This window comes from Variovorax sp. 01N429 (assembly GCF_056399425.1).
In genome coordinates this window covers 632,804-649,859 of sequence record NZ_JBFTRG010000001.1, presented here as the reverse complement: position 1 = coordinate 649,859, position 17,056 = coordinate 632,804, and the positions used below count along the sequence as shown (strand labels likewise).

The following is a 17,056-nucleotide window of genomic DNA, read 5'->3' as shown; positions in this document are numbered from 1 at the left end:
TCACGGCGATGCCAAAGCACCATCGAGTCTCCTGATCGACATCCGATCACATCCAAGGAAGACTCTCATGAAACGCTGGTTCAAACGTTCGCTCTTCGGTATTGCCGGTGCTGCACTGCTCGCAGGCAGCTTGGCAGGTTGCGGCCACCGCCCCGGCTGGGGTGGCGGCTCCGAGCAAGACCGGGCTGAATTCAGGGCGCGAATGGTCGAGCGCGTCAGCAGCAAGCTCGAACTCGACGCAACGCAGAAGCAGAAACTGCAGGTGCTGAGCGAAAAGATACAAGCCCAACGCGCAGCATTGCGTGGCGGCGGTGATCCTCGCTCGGAATTCCGCGCATTGTTCGCCGGCGCAAAGCTCGACCAGGAGCGCGCGAGAAAGCTGGTGGCCGACAAGACGGCTGCCGTGCAGGCTGGCAGCCCTGAAGTGATCGCGGCGGCGGCCGACTTCTTCGACAACCTGAATCCTGCCCAGCAACAGAAGGTGCGCGAATTCATGGACAGAGGCCGGCGCTGGAGGAGGGGATGAACGCCCGCTGACCATGCCCGCAGGCCTGGCGAACAGCCTACTTTTCGCGCGTATGCACAATGCCCGAATGCCCCGCATCCTGCTGATCGACGATGACGAGCACCTGGGCGCGCCGCTCGCCAGCTACTTCGCGCGCTTCGACTACGTGCTGGAGAGCACCACGCGGCCAAGCGAAGGGTTGGCGAAGCTGCGTGGAGCAACCTACGATGCCGCCATCCTGGACGTGATGCTGCCCGAGATGGACGGCTTTGCCCTGTGCCGCGAAATCCGCAAGGAAAGCGACATTCCGATCGTGATGCTGACAGCCCGCGGCGACGTCATGGACCGCGTGGTCGGTCTCGAACTCGGCGCCGATGACTATTTGCCGAAGCCATTCGAGCCGCGCGAATTGGTGGCACGTGTGCAGACGATCCTGCGCCGGCAAAGGGCAGCGGCGCCTGCTGCCTCATCCCAGCGCCGCGAGTTCGAGGGCCTGTCGATCGACCTCGACAGGCGGGAAGTGCTGCGACAGGGCGAGCGCGTGGACCTGACCGGGACCGAATTCGAACTTCTGGCCCTGCTGGCCGACCAGCCGGGCAAAGTCTGGAGCCGGGATGAAATCCTCAACCGTCTGCGCGGCCATGAAGCCGAGCTCTACACCCGGGCCGTCGACATCGTCGTGAGCCGGTTGCGCAAGAAGCTCGAGCCACTCGACTGCATCAAGACGCTGCGCAATGCGGGCTATGCGCTCGCTGTCGGCAAGAGCGGGCCATGAGGACGCGGCGAGCACGCCAGGGCTGGCGCCATCGCTGGGGCCACTCGTTGCGTGTGCGGCTGATCATCGTCTTCGTGCTGCTTGCGCTGGCGATGGCGGCGGTGTTCCTCGGCGGCATGCAGCGGGCCTTTTCGGGCGGGTGGCGCGATGCCGCCCGGCCACTGGTGGCCGACTACATGGACCGCATCGTGGCCGAACTCGGCACGCCGCCCGACGTGGCGCGCGCCGAGGCGCTGGTTGCCCGATTGCCGATCTCGATCCGCATCGAGGGGCCGGTGGTGAATTGGGATTCGCATCCGGAGCGCCATCAGCATGGCTTCGGTCCACGAGGCGACTGGCTCAGCCGCACGACTGCTGATGGTCATCGCATCAGTTTCGGGATTGCAACGCTGCCGTGGGAGCGTGAGCCGCAGGGTATCGGGTGGATCACGCTCGGGCTGTTGCTGGCGCTCATCGCTGTGGCGTATGCGTACGTTCGGCGACTGCTGCGGCCGCTGGACGATATCCGGGCGGGCGCCGAGCGCTTCGGGCAAGGGGCCTTCGAAGAGCCGATCCCGGTGCGTCGCCGAGACGAACTGGGTGACCTTGCCCTTCGCATCAACACCATGGCCCACGACATCCAGGGGATGCTTGATGCCAAGCGCGCCCTGCTGCTCGCACTCAGCCATGAGCTGCGTTCGCCGCTGACGCGGGCGCGTCTCAATGCCGAACTACTGCCCGCCACGCCCGAAGGCGCTGCCGAACGAGCAGCGCTGTTGCGCGATCTGGCCGAAATGCGCGACCTCATCAGCGACCTGCTCGAAAGCGAGCGGCTTGCCAGTCCGCACGCCGCGCTCCATCGCGAGCAGGTCGATTTCCCGGCCCTGGTACGTGAGGTGGCTGGCGAGCTTCCCGGCGGAGAGCAGGTTGCCGTGGAAACCCAGCCGGATCTGCCGTTGCTTTCGCTCGACAAGGCGCGCGTTCGTCTGCTCGTGCGAAACCTGCTGGACAACGCGCTGCGCCACGGCGCGGAGGGTGCCGCGCCTCCTCGCGTGAGGCTGCGCAGGTCTGGCCCAGGCGTGGAACTGGAGGTGCGCGATTTCGGCCCGGGCGTCGATGCGGCGCAATTGCAGCGGTTGGTCGAGCCCTTCTATCGAACCGACAGCGCGCGCCAGCGGGCGACCGGCGGCGTGGGGCTGGGCATGTACCTGTGCCGTCTGGTGGCCGAGGCGCATGGCGGCAAGCTCACCGTGAAGAATGCGGAACCGGGGCTGTCCGTCACGGTGCTTCTCAGCTGAAGCTGCAGGGCCCGGCGTCGAGGTTCGACCATCGACGGCCGATGATCGCTGTCGCCTTCGCTAACAACGCGCCGGCGGAGCGGCACTACGATGCGCTTGCCCCAGCAAGCCCTCCAGGAGACACGAGCATGAGCAATCCCCCTACCAATCGCCAAGTCCGACTCGCCAAGCGCCCTGACGGCATGGCAACGCGCGACAACTGGCAGTTCACCAACGAGCCTGCAGGCGAACCGGCCGAAGGTGGCGTTCTCGTCAAGACGCTGTCTCTCTCGCTCGATCCGGCCATGCGCGGGTGGATGAACGAGGGCAAGAGCTACATCCCGCCGGTCGAGATCGGCGCGGTCATGCGCGCCGGCGGGGTGGGGCGTGTCGCCGCTTCGCGCAATCCGGCGTTCGCGATCGGCGATGTCGTCTACGGCACGCTCGGAGTGCAGGAATACGCGCTGATCCCCCAAGAGGAAATCAAGCGCAATGGGCTCACGAAGATCGACTTGAACGCCGGTTCGATCACTCAATGGCTCAACGTGCTGGGCATGCCCGGCATGACCGGCTATTTCGGCCTGATGGACATCGGCGAACCCAAGCCGGGCGAGACGGTGCTCGTCTCCGGCGCCACCGGTGCTGTCGGCCAGACTGTCGGGCAGCTCGCGAAAATCAAGGGCTGCTGCGCAGTGGGCATTGCGGGTGGCCAGGCCAAGTGTAAGTGGGTGGTGAAGGAGCTCGGCTTCGATGCATGCATCGACTACAAGGCCGGGCCGGCCGCCTTGCGCGAGGGCCTGAAGACGCATTGCCCGAAGGGCGTCGACATCTATTTCGACAACGTCGGCGGCGAGATCCTCGATGCGGCGTTGGCCAAGCTCGCACGCGGTGCCCGCATCATCATCTGCGGCGCCATCAGTCAATACAACAACACCACGCCCGTTCAGGGGCCGAAGAACTACCTCAGCCTGCTGGTGAACCGTGCTCGCATGCAGGGCATGGTCGTGTTCGACTACGCAGACCGATATCACGTGGCGATCGCCGAGATGTCGGGCTATCTCAAGGATGGCCGCATGAAGAGCCGCGAAGACGTCGTCGAAGGGATCGAGACTTTCCCGGAAGCGCTGACGAAGCTCTTCACGGGCGAGAACTTCGGCAAGCTGGTGCTCAAGGTCGCCGACTGATCAGCCTCGCGCTCGCGTCCCCATCACTGCGGCCGAGATGATGAGAACCGCGGCGAGCGCGATGGTCCAGCTCAGCGGGCGTTGCGTCACGACCAGCAGCAATGCGGTCGATGTCAACGGCGTGATGTAGCTCAGGATGCCGATCTGTCGTGCGTCGCCGCGCTTGAGCGCCACGTCCCAGAAGAAAAACGCTGCGCCCAGCGGGCCGAGGCCGCACAAGACCACGAGCAGCCAGTCGCGCGGCGAGAGCGCGACGGACGGCTCCAGCAGTGCGTGGCACGCCAGCGAAAGCGCGCCCGAGACGAGCCCGAAGAGACCGATGGCGCTCGTGGGAAAGGCGGGCACGCGCCGCGTCCACAGCGAATAGCTGGCCCAGATGAACGCAGAGCCAAGCGCCGGCAGGAAGCCCCAATAGCTGCTAGCTGCATCGGCTGAAGTCCCGCTGCGCGCGCCGAGGATTGCGATGGCCGCGCCCGCAAAGCCCAGCAGTGCCGCAATCACGTGCAGTGGCCGCAGCGACACGCCCCGCAGAAGCACCGGCGCCAGCACCACCATGAACAAAGGCCAGAGATAGTTGACGAGGTTTGCTTCTACCGGAGGCGCGTGCCGCAGCGCGATGAACAACAGGAAGTGAAAACCAAACAGGCCGTAGACGCCGAGCGCCAATGTGCGTGGCGGCACGGCCCATGCGCGGCGATTGCGCAAGACGAGCGGCCAACTCAGGGCACTGCCGATCATGAGCGCCAGCCCCGTCAGCAGAAAAGGAGGCAGATGAGACAGCGAAGTGCCCAGCGATGCCAGCGTGGCCCAGAGTGCAATGGCGGCGAGAGCGTTCAGCGTGGAAGACATGCCGCCGAGCTTAAGCGGGTGCATTGCCGTCGATGTCACGCGAGTCGAAGGAGCAGCGCCGTCGTGCCGCAGACCAGCAGGAACGGAATGCTGATGCGATGGAATTCGCGCAATCCGTTCGGCACCTTCGCGAGTCGCAATGCGATCAGGTTGGCCAATGATCCCAGCACGCAGCCGAATCCACCGACGCTCACGCCGGCCGCGAGCGCAGGCAGGTCTTTCACGAAACCGTCTAGCAGAATGGTGGCCGGCACATTGCTGATGACCTGCGACGTGAAGATGGCCGCGAGATACGCGCGCCATCCCTCGCCGATCGGCAAGCGACCCAGCAGCGCCGCGATAGCAGGCAGTTCGGCCATTTGGCGCAGATCGACGAACATCAGCGCGATGATCGCGAGCAAGGCCCAGTCCACGCCGAGCAACACCCGCGGGCGCAATAGCAGGAAAGCCCCGAAGACCCCCGTCAGGCCTGCAAGCAACCAGTGCCGGTCGAGCGCGATGACAAAACCGATGAAGAGCACGCCCGACAGGACAAGCAGTCGCGGCTGGAGCGGCGCAGTTTCGCCGGAGGGCTTCAGCATGATCGGAGCGCGAGGCACCAGGAACCGGATCGCCGCGAACAGCCAGAAGAGCATCACCGCCACAGTCGGCGCCATCATGCTCATGAATCCGATGAAGCTTTCGCCAGACCGATGCCAGAGGAAGAGATTCTGCGGATTGCCGATCGGCGTCAGTGCGGAGCCCGCATTCACCGCCATTGCTTCGATGACCACCAGCCTGGCCAATGGCAGGTGCGCCTGCGTTGCCAGCACGCGCGTGAGTGGCACGAGCAGAAACAGGCTCACGTCGTTGGTCACCAGTGCCGACAGCACCGCGGCGCTCGCGGCGAGCAGAAAGACCAGGTTGCGCAACTCGGTCGTGCGGGACAAGAGCCGCGCCGCGGCCGCCTGCAGCATGCCGCTTCGCTCCACGCCCTGGGTGATCGCGAGCAAGCCAGCGAGCGCTCCAACCGTCTGCCAGTCCACGAGCCGCACATAGTCCATCGGCGCGCGTGGGCGCACCACGGCGAAGACGAACGCCGCCACCAGCAGTACCCACAGCAGCCCATTGCCGCCGCCGTGTTCGGGCTCTGCCGGCGCGATGTCAGCGGGCGTGGAGTTCACGCAGTTCGCGCTTGAGCACCTTGCCGATCGCGCTGCGCGGAAGTTCGTCGATGAACTGCAGGCTTGCGAGCCGCTGGGTCTTTCCCACTTGTGCGTTGGCCCACTGCAGGAGCGCTTCGGCGGCCGTTTCATCACCCTCGCGCCGCACGACGAAAGCGATTGGCGTCTCGCCCCATTGCTCGGATGGCACGCCGATCACCGCGACATCGGCCACCGCCGAATGGCCGCGCAGCACCGCTTCGAGGTCACTCGGATAGATGTTGAAGCCGCCGCTGATGATCATGTCCTTCTTGCGGTCGAACAGCGTGAGGAAACCGTCGCCATCGAAGCGGCCGACGTCGCCAGTGCGGATGAAGCGCTTGCCGGAACGATCGAACCACTCGGCTTCGCGTGTCTTGCCGGGCTGCCGGTGGTAGCCGACCATCATCCCTGCCGAATGGCCCACGACTTCCCCAGCCTCGCCGGGGGCGACCTCGTTGCCGGCCTCGTCGATCAGCCGGATGTCGCTGCCTTCGGCGGGGCGGCCGACCGTGTGCAGCTTGTCCGGATGGAGATGCGCTTCAAGGATGCAGGTGCCGCCGCCTTCGGTCATGCCATAGAACTCGATGAGCCCACCCGGCCAGCGAGCGAGCACGTCGGCCTTCAAGGCTGCGTTGAATGGCGCGCTGGTGCTGAACTTGAAGCGGAAATTCGAAAGATCGTGCGCGCCGAATCTGGGATGCGCCATCAGACGCTGGTATTGAACCGGCACCAGCATCGTGTGAGTGGCGCGGTGATGCTCTGCCAGCTTCAGGTAGCCGCCAGCATCGAACTTGGGCATCAACACGACGCAGCCGCCGAATGCAATGGTCGGAAAAAACACGACGAGTGTGGTGTTCGAATAGAGCGGCGTCGAAAGCACGGTGACGGTGTCGGGGCCGTATTCGTACTTGGCGCCGCGCCTGACGTGCGCCCATCGCATGCCGTGGCCCTGCACGATCCCCTTGGGCTCCCCGGTGGTGCCCGACGAATAGATGATGTTGAAAGGCGATGAAGGTTGCAGTTCCACAGCGGTTGGCCGCGCGCCATCGGGGGCGACCCATCCTTCGAAATCATCGCCCGCGTCGGAGGCGTCGAGTGCGATTCGCGCAACGGCGCCGGAGCCCGCAGGCCCTAGCACCTGGGCTGCGGCCTCGTCCACGAACAGGATGCGGGCGCCTGCGTCTTCGATCATTCGCGCGAGGCTGGCGGAGGGGGAGCCTGGTGCCAGCGGAGCAACCGCGACACCTGCGCGCAAGGCACCCAGGAACACGGCCGCGTAGTTGACGCTCGACGCGGCGCAGATCGCGATCGCATCGCCCGCACGCAAACCGTCGCGCTGCAGGCTGGCGGCAATGCGGTCCATCAGAGCGTCGAGTTCGCCGTAGCTGACTTCGCGGCTCGCATCGATCAGGGCAGGCCTGTCGTGAGCTTGCCGAGCGTGCAGGCGTATGAGGTCGGCAATCACGCCGAAGTCGCGGTCCATCGCCGCCGAGATTTCATTCATGTGCGGAACCCGTTTTGTCGCCGAAAGCATAGCGTTGTTCGGGGGCGGAGGGTGTCGCGGCGGTATCGCACCCCAGGCGCATTTTGAATGCGCAGTCCATGCGAATTGTCTGATTCCCTAATCCGAACGGGAATTTATCTCCTACCTCAGGAACATTCCTTTTTAATATCCGGAAGTGTCTGAATAGTATTTCGACTGCCTAAATAGATAGAACACTATGGTCCAATGCGATCCCTTCGGCAGTGCTGCACCCATTTCATATTGCCCGCTTCGAATCTCAGGAAATTAAAAAGACAATGACCGACACAAGTCGTGAATCAATTGAACAGCGAGTTGTGGAGCTCTTTGTGCGTACGACCAAGCTCGACGTCGCACAATTCCGCCCCGAATTGTTGCTCGCCGACACAGGAATTGACTCGCTCGGTCTGGTCGAACTGATTTTCGCGATCGAGGACGAGTACGACATTTCGATCCCGTTCAACGCCAATGAACAAGGTCGACAAGGTCGCTCTGCCGCGGCTTTCGAATCGGTGGGGCAGTTGATGGACCAGGTGGTCGGGCTCGTGCAAGCCAAGCAGTCCAATCCCGCCGTTGCTGCATGAGTCGGGTGGTCGTTACGGGGCGGGGCGTGGTCTCCGCCATCGGCCGGGGCGTGCCTGAGTTCTCCCGTTCGCTGCGCGCCGGCGCCCAAGGCATCGTCACGGTCGCGGACCTGCCGGTCAAAGCGGTGGCACCGGTCACCGGGTTCGAACCTTCGATGGAATTCGGCGCGGGGGAATTGGCGTTTCTGGACAGATCGGCGCAATTCGCCTTATTGACTGCGAGAGAGGCTTTGGCTGAAAGCGGTCTGGATATTTCTGCCGGGCTGGGCGCGCGTGCGGCTGTGATCGTGGGTGCAGCTTCCGGCAATATCTGCAGCATCGACGAGTCATACCGGCTGAGTTTGGTCGAGGGACGCCGGCGGCTGCCGCCATTCACCGTGCCGAAGATCATGGCCAATTCGCCGGCCTGCCACATCAGCATGGAATTCGGCGTGACCGGTCCGGCGTTCGTCGTGTCTACCGCCTGTGCGTCCTCTGCGTACGCGATCGGCCTGGGGCTGCAGCTGATTCGATCCCGCGCGGTAGACGTTGCGATCGTCGGCGGCAGCGAGGCCAGCCTTGTCGATGGCAATCTCAAGGGCTGGGAGTCGCTGCGCGTCCTGGCGCCTGACACCTGCCGGCCTTTTTCCAGGGAGCGTCGCGGGCTGGTCTTGGGCGAAGGCGCGGCCATGCTGGTCATGGAGTCGCTTGCACATGCGCGTCTCCGCGGCGCGCCCATCTTCGGCGAGGTTCGCGGCTGCGCACTCACCTCCGATGCACACCACATCCTGAGCCCGTCGATCGATGGCCAAGCCGACGCGGTCCGGAATTGCCTCCGCGATGCGCAGATGGGTGCCGATGATCTCGTCTACATCAACGCTCACGGAACGGCCACCGCCGCCAACGACGTCGCCGAAACGCGCGCGCTGCGGCTGTCACTCGGCGCAACCGTCGATCGCTTGCAGGTGTCGTCCACCAAGTCGATGCACGGCCACACGCTGGGTGCGGCCGGAGCGATCGAGTTGCTCGCAACGCTCGTGGGCCTGCAGGAGCGTTTTGCTCCGCCGACGTTGAACTACCTCGAGGCGGACCCCGAGTGCAACTTGAACTGCGTGCCCAACGAAGCGCAACCGCTGGGCCGCGGCGACTGTGCGCTGAGCAACTCCTTTGCCTTTGGTGGACACAACGCGGTGATCGCCGTTGCTTCCGCAGCGACGGTCTGACGGGGGCGACGGACAGATGCTTGAACTGCATGGCGTCAGCAAGACGTACCGGGAAGGCGACATCGAACTGCGCGCGGTGAAAGACGTGAACCTGCGCTTCCCGGCATCCAGCTTCTGCATGATCGTCGGCCCGTCGGGCAGCGGCAAGTCCACCTTGCTGAACCTGATCGGAACTCTCGATCGGCCCACGCACGGCCGTATCGTGATCGAAGGACAAGACGTCAATCGCCTTCCGGACCGCGAACTCACGCGCTTCCGGGCCGAGCGCATCGGCTTCATCTTCCAGTCCTTCAACCTCATGCCGGTGCTGACTGCCCAGGAAAACATCGAGTACGCGTTGCTGCAGACCGGCATGCCCAAATCGCAGCGGCGCGCACGCACCGGCGAACTCCTCGACGCCGTAGGGCTGACAGCGCATCGCGGGCACCGTCCGAACCAGTTGAGCGGAGGGCAGCGCCAGCGAGTCGCGATCGCTCGTGCGCTGGTCAAGCGACCGGCGCTGGTTCTGGCCGACGAGCCGACGGCCAACCTGGATTCGTCAAATGGCCTCGCGATCGTCGAACTGATGCGCCACATGCAGAGACAGTTCGACACCAGCTTCATCTTTTCCACGCATGACCCGATGCTGCTGGACCATGCGGACCAGGTGCTCTATGCCAATGATGGTCGAGTGACCTGCAATGAGGCCCCCCCGCAATCGGGGGGTGTGGCCGCATGCTGAACCTGTCCCTCGCGTGGCGGAACGTGCGGCGCAATCGGCGCCGTACGGGCATCACCTCGATGACCATTGCCCTGGGTGCGGCGGCACTGTTGCTGCTCGGCGCGCTCATGAACTACATCGTGCTGGAATTTCAGACCGCGACGGTGCGGCGCAGCGGACACGTTGCCGTTTTCCAGAGCGGCTACTTCCTGTACGGCGCAGGCAATCCTGCCGCCTATGGCATCAAGGACTACGCCGCGCTGATGGACGACATCCGCAGCGACCCGGACATGCGACCGCTGCTTCGGGTCGCGACGCCGGCGCAGATGATTGCCGGCGTGGCGGGAAACTACTCGGCGGGCGTCTCCAAGACCTTTTTCGGTCAGGGCGTGGTACCGGAGGACCGGCTTCGCATGCAGGGCTGGAACCAGCATGGGCTCGAAGGCATTGGCCCGAAGACCCATTCACCGCTGGCTCGCGAAGACGGTGTCGCGGTGGGAAAGGGCATGGCCCGCATCCTGCATTTGTGCGCCGGGGAAGGCTCAGGCGATTGCCCGCGCCACCCCAAGGTGCGCACGCAAGCTGCGGTGCCGGCTGTCGGGAGCAAGGGCGGGGGCGAGATCGAGAGCGATGTCGAGGCGCAAGAACTCGTTCTGCTGAGCCAGCGCGAGCATGCGGACACCGACGGCGCTCCCGCGGACGATGTGCCACGCATCGAGCTCCTGACTGCGACTGCGGACGGCGCGCCCAACGTGGTGTCGGGTGCTGTGGAGCGGGTCGATGCCCACGGCGTGAAGGAGCTCAACGACAACCTGATCGTCATGCAACTGGGCAACGCCCAGCGGCTGGTCTATGGCCGCGGCGAGCGGCGAGCAACCGCCATCAATATTCAGCTTCAGCGCACCGAAGATGTTCCTGCGGCCCGGGCGGCGCTGGAGCGGCTTTTCACAGAGCGCGGACTGGATCTCGAAGTCCGCGACTTCGTCGAACTCAACTCCCTTTACGCGCAGACCCAGGCGTTCTTTTCCTTCCTGTTTGGTTTCGTTGCGCTGGTCATCGGAGCCATCGTCCTCTTCACCATCATGAACACCATGAGCATGAGCGTGATGGAGCGCTTCAGTGAAATAGGGACGGCGCGCGCATTGGGCGTGCAGCGCAGCAGCTTGAGGAACCTGTTCATTGTCGAAGGCGCGCTGCAAGGGCTGCTCGGCGTCACTGTTGGCGTTCTGCTCGCTGCCTTCATCGTCTTCGTGGTCAATCGAAGTGGCCTCGTCTGGAGCCCACCGACCACCTCGGGCGTCCTGCCCTTCAAGCTCTACCTGTTTGGCAGCCCCGTCATGATCGGCGCCACCTGGTTGTTGCTGATCTTCGTTGCCGCAGTGGCGGCATGGCTCCCAGCGCACCGCGCATCACGCATGCCGATCGTCGATGCACTCCGCCATGTTTAGCCGTCGCCTGCTACTGAAGGTGGTTCCGGCATCGTCGATTGCGATCTCTCCTCTCGGTGCCATTGCGCAGGACGCGAATCTCGCTCGGCGTGCCGTTGCGCGCGCCGACCAGATTCGCAATCCACAGCAATCCTTTCGGGCGCAGATGAGGCTGACCGAATACCGCAACGGCCGGGCGCGCGACTCGGCAACCCTGGTGCTTCACTCGAAGCCGGACACCCGAACCGGCCGCTTTCGCAACCTGGCGCGCTATGTAGAACCCGCTGCGGACCACGGAAAGGCCATCCTCATGGAAGACGAGGCCTACTGGTTCTACGACCCTGCCTCTTCCGCCAGCATACGAATCTCGCCGCAGCAGCGCCTCGTCGGGCAAGCGGCCAACGGCGACGTGATGAGCGTGAATTTCGGGCTCGACTACACGCCGCGCATGGTGGGCGAAGAGACCGTCAGGGACGCCGACAACGCCGAGCGCAAGACCTGGCGCATCGAACTCGACGCCGCAACGCCGGCGGCGGTCTACATGCGCATCGAGTACTGGATCGAGCGAGATAGCTATCAGCCAGTGAAGGCGCGGTTCTTCGTCGACAGTGGCCGGGCGCTCAAGCTGGCGTTCTATCGCAAGTTCAGCCGGCAGCTCGGGGAATTGCGGCCGGGCGAAGTCGTCATCCTGGACGAAGTGGACAAGAGCGTGGTCACCAAGCTCGTGCTCAGCGGCTACGCCGCCCGGGAGATTCCGGACAACTGGTTCAACCGCGGATACCTGCCCAAGTTGCGCGACAACGGCGGAGGCGCTCGACCGTGAAGTTGCTCGCTATGAGTGCGTGCGTGTGTGCGCTCGCGCCTCACGTCAGCCTTGCTGCGCAGCATGTGGCCGATGATGCCGATCGGATTCCGTCTGCCGTGCTGCTCGATGACGACGGACCATTGCCGATGCCGCCTCGCATCGGGGCGGCCTTTGTAGAGCTGAACGCGGAGACGGTCGACAGGCGAACGCCCAGGGTGCCCATCGCCTCGACTGCGCTCACCCGCAACATCGCGCGCGGCATCGTCGATGCCAGGGGCGAGTGGCAATTGGGGCCCTCGCTGAGCGCTCGTGCGAGCGCGCGCGCCGGGCTTTCGCGCACGCACGACGGAGCCGTTTCGCGTGACGAGCATCTCGACCCGCGCGAAGCCGCAGTGCAATGGCGAGCCGACGATCGTGACCTGTTCGAAGTGGGACGCATCAATGTCCGCAATGGTGCCGCGGTCGGCTACAACCCGACCGACTACTTCAAGTCCCGCTCTGCCGTCGACAACAGCACCCGCGACCCCGAGGTGCAGCGAAACAATCGCCTCGGGACAGTCATGCTGTCCGCCCAGCGGATCGATTCGCACAGCGCAATCAGCGTGGCGGTAGCGCCGAAGCTGACCCGCCCCGAAGCGTTGGCCTTCAAGCCGCCCACCGAGCGGCTGCGCTTGGCCGACACCAACAGCGAACAGCGCGTGCTCTTCAAGGCAGCGTTCGATGCGCCTTCGTTCTGGAGCCCCGAAGTGCTGGCCTTCCGTGATTCGCGAGGATGGCGTCTGGGAAGCAACCTTACGCAGAACCTCGGTCGGAACACCACGATGTTCCTCGAGTATTCCGGCGGGCGTGGCGCTTCGCTCATGCGGCAGGCGTTGCGCAGCGGGGCAGCCCTTGGCGATTTGCCGGCGCGGGCATTGAGTTCGGCTCAGGTGCGGCCGGGCGACTCCTGGCAGAACGATGCGGCAATCGGCGCCACGTGGGCCGGCAGCTCCGGGCTGAGCTTCAGCGGTCAATTCAACTATCACGAGGCGGGGCTCGATTCGGCCGAGTGGCAGCGCTGGCTCGCCATGGGTTCTTCCAGCAAAGACGGTGCTGCGCTTGCCTGGTATGTCAGGAACTACGCGCAGGCCATGCAGGAGCCTCTTTCGCAGCGCAGCGTCTTTCTGCGCGCGCAGTGGGACCAGCTCGGATTTCGCGACCTGTATTTCAGCGCCTTCGTCAACCGGAGCCTTGACGACCAGTCATGGGTCTTCCAGACCGCCTTGGAGTACAGGCTGACGCCGGCCACCCGGCTGCGTGGCATGTGGGTCGCCACGGGCGGCAGCGCGGACAGCCTGTATGGCACCGATCCGGTCCGGCGGGCGCTTCTTCTCAGCATCACTCACTTCCTTTAGCCCACTCTCCTGTCATGAGCGAATTCATCGAGGCTCGCGCATGCCTGTGCGCACACGTGCTCTCCGGCGCCACCCTGAGGGGGATCTACTGATGGAGACGGTCGTCGCCCAACTGCTCGATTCCGCGGCGCGCCGGCCGGAAAAGATTGCCCTCGTCGATGAGCGCAGTGAAATCAGCTATGCCGCGCTGGCTCAGCGGGTCGAGGACTTCGCGCACGCAATGATTGCGCTCGGGTTGCGCGACAAGGGCCGCGTCGCTGTGTTCATGGACAAGTCGATCGACGCCTGCGCGCTCATCCTGGCCGCCATGCACGCGGGCGGCATCGTCGTGCCGCTCAATCCCAAACTGAAGCAGCAGCAACTGCGACACGTGCTGGTCGACTGCATGGCCGAGTTGCTTTTCACCACCACCGCGCGCCACGAAGAATTGGGCGGAAGCATCGACGATCTCGAAATTCGCGTGGTCCTTTGCGACCAGCCAGGCTCGCTGCCCAAGATCGTGCACGGAAAGGCGACTCTGCATCCCAGCATCGCCACGGACCCAGCGGCGCTGCTCTACACCTCGGGTTCGACGGGCCAGCCGAAGGGCGTCGTGGTTTCGCACGGCAATTTGATCGCCGGATGCAGCGCGGTCAACAGCTATCTGGGCACCAAGGAAGACGACGTCGTTCTGGCGCTGCTGCCGATCAGCTTCGACGCTGGCTTGAGCCAACTCACCACTGGGCTGGCTGCAGGCGCGCGCGTTGTGCTTCACTCACCGATGCTTGCACCCGCCGTTGCACGGCTCGTTGCCAGCCAGGGCGTGACGATGATCACGGCAGTACCGCCGCTCTGGTCCTTATTGACGCAGGCCCACTGGGACCAGGTCGATACCCGTTGCGTTCGTCTGTTCGCCAACACGGGCGGGCACATGAACGCAAGCCTCCTGGCGCAGTTGAGGGCGATCTTTCCTGCTGCGCGGCCCTTCCTCATGTATGGGCTGACGGAGGCCTTCAGGTCAACATATCTCGACCCCTCGGAAGTCGATCGCCGCGCCGGCTCCATCGGCAAGGCTATCCCGGGCGCTGAAATCCTCGTGGTGGATCCCGAGGGAGAAATTTGCGCAGTCGGGGAACCTGGCGAACTGGTGCATCGCGGGGCGCTGGTCACGCTGGGCTACTGGAACGCGCCGGCGCAGACGGCCGAGCGTTTTCGTCCGGTCCCCAGCCGCCTGTGCAGTGGCTTGACTCCGGAATACGCGGTCTGGTCGGGTGACATCGTCACACGTGACGCCGAAGGATTCCTCTACTTCGTCGGTCGGCGAGACGAAATGATCAAGTCGAGCGGCTACCGCATAAGCCCGACGGAAATAGAGAGCCTCATCATCGCCTTGCCAGAGGTTCGCGAAGTGGCCGTGTTGGGAGTACCCGCAGGCAACTTGGGCGATGCGATCTATGCGGCTGTCGTCGCATCCGCCGACAGCGGCGGGCTGGAGCATCTGAAGAGCAGCCTCGAAGCGCAGTGCCGAAAAATCCTGCCTTCCTACATGGTGCCGCAGCTCGTGCTTTTGTCTGAGCTGCCGCGCTCGGTCAACGGAAAGATCGACCGGCCGCAACTGCGCAGGCTGTGCGCAGACTTGCACAGCGGAGGGGGCGTGTGAGCACCGCAACCTTGTCCTCGGATCTGCATGTGCGCCGCCTCGCCGTACCCTTGCCGCAACGCGACCTGCAGGTGGACGACTGGCGGGTTCAGGCTGGCGAAAAGGTCGCGATCATCGGCCGCAACGGCGCGGGCAAGACCAGCCTGATGGAAGCGATCCTCGGCCTTCGCGCGACGGCCGTGGCGGAGGGCGACATGCTCGGCGTTGCACTCCAGCAGTGGAAACGCCGCCCCTTGCTGCGCCGACAGCTGGGCGTCCAGCTGCAGCGGGCGTTCTTTCCCGGCCGACCGCGCGTGAGCGAAATCGTCACCCTGCACCGAAACCTCTATCCCAAGACATCCGAGCGTGTGATGAATGCACTGGGTATTCCGGCTTTGTCCCGGCGGCTGTACGAGTTTCTCTCGAGGGGCGAAACGCAGCGCGTCGAGTTATTCCTCGCCCTGGCGCACGGGCCGCGCATCCTCTTTCTCGACGAGCCATTCACGGGTCTGGATCCGCAGTTCGCGCATCGGCTTCGCGAGCTGCTGAGCGAAATGCCGGACACCACGCTCGTGATGTGTTGTCACACGGTCGAAGAACTCGCACTTGCCTCGCACACCACCTGGTTGAGCCGCGAGGGCATCGTGCGTCACCAACCCACCGAGTCGCTGCGCCGCGATCTGGTCGGCGCATTCAAGTTGACGGTGCAATGCAAGGACGCGCAAAGCGCGCGGCAGCTCTCAATGCACGTGCAATGCAACTTTGACGTCGAGCGCCCGCCCGTCATTGAGCAGCAGACCCTGAGCCTGGCATCGTCCACGCCGTTGGCGGATCTGGCGAACGCCCTCATGAGCCATCCCGACGCATTGGCCGTCGAAGTCGGTCGCAGCCACCTGGCCGACCTGTTGCGCTATTGCGCGAAGGCATCGGAATGAGCTGGACGCTGCCCCGATTGATCGTGCACGAACTGAAGATCCTGACGAGAGATTCTTCCGCCTTGTTCTGGATCTTCCTGTTCCCGTTCTTTTTCATGTTCATGATGTTGTTCGCATTCGGTCGCGAGGGAAATCTCCCGCAGCAGATCGTCGAGATCGTCGATCTGGACGACACGACGCTCTCCCGGCGATACATCGGCGAGATGCGGCGCACGTTCTCCGGTGGCGAATCGATACCGGCCGAACTGCGCATGGCAGAGGATGAAGCGCCGGTGGCGGATCGTGCGTCTCGCGTGACCATTCCGGAAGGCTTCGGCCGGTATGTCGAGAATCGACGGCCGGTTCCGGTCGACGTCACCTTTGCACAGGATGGATTGCCCGCGCAGTTGGTCGTTCGTGTCATGCGCGCGCTGACGCTCAAGTTCGAGGGCGATGTCCGTGACGATCCGCCGCTGATCGAAGTCAGAGACGATCCGCGCGGCGCGCTGCCGGCGCTGTCCTTCGTGCATTACGTCCTGACAGGGACGATGGTGATGGCGATGCTTGCCGCCGGCATGAACTCCATCTGCAACTCGCTGGCGTATCGCCGGGAGCGCAGCGGCTTCAAGATGCTCGCGTGCATGCCGGTGAATGCGTTCACCTTCTTGCTGGGCATGCTGCTGTCGCGCTTGCTGCTGCTGATGCTGGCCTCCTGCGGGCTGGTCGCGGGGGCGCACTTTTTCTTCGATGTTCCGCTGTCGCTCGGCGCGGGCCAGGTACTTCGAGGCGGCGTGGTCATGTTCTTCGGCGGGATCATGCTGCTCGCGTTGGGCACTGCCATGGGTGCGCGCCTCGCGACGCTCTCCGCCGCGACCTTCACCACGGGCCTGGTCTATATCGCGCTGCTCTTCCTGTGCGACCTGACCATGCCCATGAATGCGATGCCCCCGGCGGTCAGCGCGGTGATGGCTCACCTGCCGCCAGCACTGCTGGTGGACGTGTTGCGCCATGTCTTCATCCAGGGCGACGACTTCGGCCAGCATCTGCGCAGCCTGGCCGAGATGGCAGGCTGGACCGGCCTCTTCGCGCTGGTCGCGTCGCTCACCTTCCGCTGGCACGAGCAATAGATCCGGATCC

16 protein-coding genes are annotated in these 17,056 nt (G+C 64.4%); 13 read left to right on the top strand and 3 right to left on the bottom strand.

The window, feature by feature from the left end:
- The first annotated feature begins 67 nt into the window (after nucleotides 1-67).
- The 4 genes from AC1DSF_RS03140 (at nucleotide 68) to AC1DSF_RS03125 (ending at nucleotide 3,720) form a co-directional block, all read left to right on the top strand.
- Entirely contained in the window at nucleotides 68-526 is a 459-nt protein-coding gene (locus AC1DSF_RS03140) for a Spy/CpxP family protein refolding chaperone (RefSeq protein ID WP_478125250.1), read from the top strand.
- Between the two features lie 67 nt (nucleotides 527-593).
- On the top strand, nucleotides 594-1,280 hold the full coding sequence (locus AC1DSF_RS03135; protein WP_478125249.1) for a response regulator transcription factor: 687 nt from the start codon (nucleotides 594-596) through the stop codon (nucleotides 1,278-1,280).
- Nucleotides 1,277-2,557, top strand: a complete 1,281-nt coding sequence (locus tag AC1DSF_RS03130; RefSeq protein WP_478125248.1) for a HAMP domain-containing sensor histidine kinase — start codon at nucleotides 1,277-1,279, stop codon at nucleotides 2,555-2,557. The genes AC1DSF_RS03135 and AC1DSF_RS03130 overlap by 4 nt, the downstream gene beginning before the upstream one ends.
- 128 nt (nucleotides 2,558-2,685) lie before the next feature.
- Entirely contained in the window at nucleotides 2,686-3,720 is a 1,035-nt protein-coding gene (locus AC1DSF_RS03125; protein ID WP_478125247.1) for an NADP-dependent oxidoreductase, read from the top strand.
- On the opposite strand, the gene AC1DSF_RS03120 is transcribed toward AC1DSF_RS03125, so the two are convergent.
- The 3 genes from AC1DSF_RS03120 to AC1DSF_RS03110 are packed head-to-tail and all read right to left on the bottom strand — an operon-like array spanning nucleotide 3,721 to nucleotide 7,236.
- Complete coding sequence (locus AC1DSF_RS03120) at nucleotides 3,721-4,569, bottom strand: DMT family transporter (protein ID WP_478125246.1); 849 nt, start codon at nucleotides 4,567-4,569, stop codon at nucleotides 3,721-3,723.
- 35 nt (nucleotides 4,570-4,604) lie between these two features.
- Nucleotides 4,605-5,732, bottom strand: a complete 1,128-nt coding sequence (locus tag AC1DSF_RS03115; protein ID WP_478125245.1) for an SLC13 family permease — start codon at nucleotides 5,730-5,732, stop codon at nucleotides 4,605-4,607.
- Nucleotides 5,713-7,236: a class I adenylate-forming enzyme family protein gene (locus AC1DSF_RS03110; protein WP_478125294.1), complete on the bottom strand. Its 1,524-nt coding sequence runs from the start codon at nucleotides 7,234-7,236 to the stop codon at nucleotides 5,713-5,715. The genes AC1DSF_RS03115 and AC1DSF_RS03110 overlap by 20 nt, the downstream gene beginning before the upstream one ends.
- Before the next feature lie 263 nt (nucleotides 7,237-7,499).
- Between AC1DSF_RS03110 and AC1DSF_RS03105 the strand changes: the two genes are divergently transcribed.
- From AC1DSF_RS03105 to AC1DSF_RS03065, 9 genes are all read left to right on the top strand, one after another.
- Entirely contained in the window at nucleotides 7,500-7,859 is a 360-nt protein-coding gene (locus AC1DSF_RS03105; protein WP_478125244.1) for an acyl carrier protein, read from the top strand.
- A complete protein-coding gene (locus AC1DSF_RS03100) occupies nucleotides 7,856-9,061 on the top strand; it encodes a beta-ketoacyl-[acyl-carrier-protein] synthase family protein (RefSeq protein ID WP_478125243.1) in 1,206 nt (401 codons plus the stop codon). The genes AC1DSF_RS03105 and AC1DSF_RS03100 overlap by 4 nt, the downstream gene beginning before the upstream one ends.
- 16 nt (nucleotides 9,062-9,077) lie before the next feature.
- A complete protein-coding gene (locus tag AC1DSF_RS03095; protein ID WP_478125242.1) occupies nucleotides 9,078-9,782 on the top strand; it encodes an ABC transporter ATP-binding protein in 705 nt (234 codons plus the stop codon).
- Nucleotides 9,776-11,209: an ABC transporter permease gene (locus tag AC1DSF_RS03090; RefSeq protein ID WP_478182318.1), complete on the top strand. Its 1,434-nt coding sequence runs from the start codon at nucleotides 9,776-9,778 to the stop codon at nucleotides 11,207-11,209. Before AC1DSF_RS03095 ends, AC1DSF_RS03090 begins: the two co-directional genes overlap by 7 nt.
- A complete protein-coding gene (locus AC1DSF_RS03085) occupies nucleotides 11,202-12,011 on the top strand; it encodes an outer membrane lipoprotein-sorting protein (RefSeq protein ID WP_478125240.1) in 810 nt (269 codons plus the stop codon). Before AC1DSF_RS03090 ends, AC1DSF_RS03085 begins: the two co-directional genes overlap by 8 nt.
- Complete coding sequence (locus AC1DSF_RS03080; protein WP_478182317.1) at nucleotides 12,008-13,387, top strand: hypothetical protein; 1,380 nt, start codon at nucleotides 12,008-12,010, stop codon at nucleotides 13,385-13,387. Before AC1DSF_RS03085 ends, AC1DSF_RS03080 begins: the two co-directional genes overlap by 4 nt.
- A gap of 91 nt (nucleotides 13,388-13,478) precedes the next feature.
- Nucleotides 13,479-15,026 carry an acyl-CoA ligase (AMP-forming), exosortase A system-associated gene (locus AC1DSF_RS03075; RefSeq protein WP_478125238.1) on the top strand — a complete coding sequence of 516 codons (1,548 nt, stop codon included), beginning with the start codon at nucleotides 13,479-13,481 and terminating at the stop codon, nucleotides 15,024-15,026.
- On the top strand, nucleotides 15,023-15,940 hold the full coding sequence (locus tag AC1DSF_RS03070) for an ATP-binding cassette domain-containing protein (RefSeq protein WP_478182316.1): 918 nt from the start codon (nucleotides 15,023-15,025) through the stop codon (nucleotides 15,938-15,940). Before AC1DSF_RS03075 ends, AC1DSF_RS03070 begins: the two co-directional genes overlap by 4 nt.
- A complete protein-coding gene (locus tag AC1DSF_RS03065; protein ID WP_478125236.1) occupies nucleotides 15,937-17,046 on the top strand; it encodes an ABC transporter permease in 1,110 nt (369 codons plus the stop codon). The genes AC1DSF_RS03070 and AC1DSF_RS03065 overlap by 4 nt, the downstream gene beginning before the upstream one ends.
- The last annotated feature ends 10 nt before the right edge of the window (nucleotides 17,047-17,056 follow it).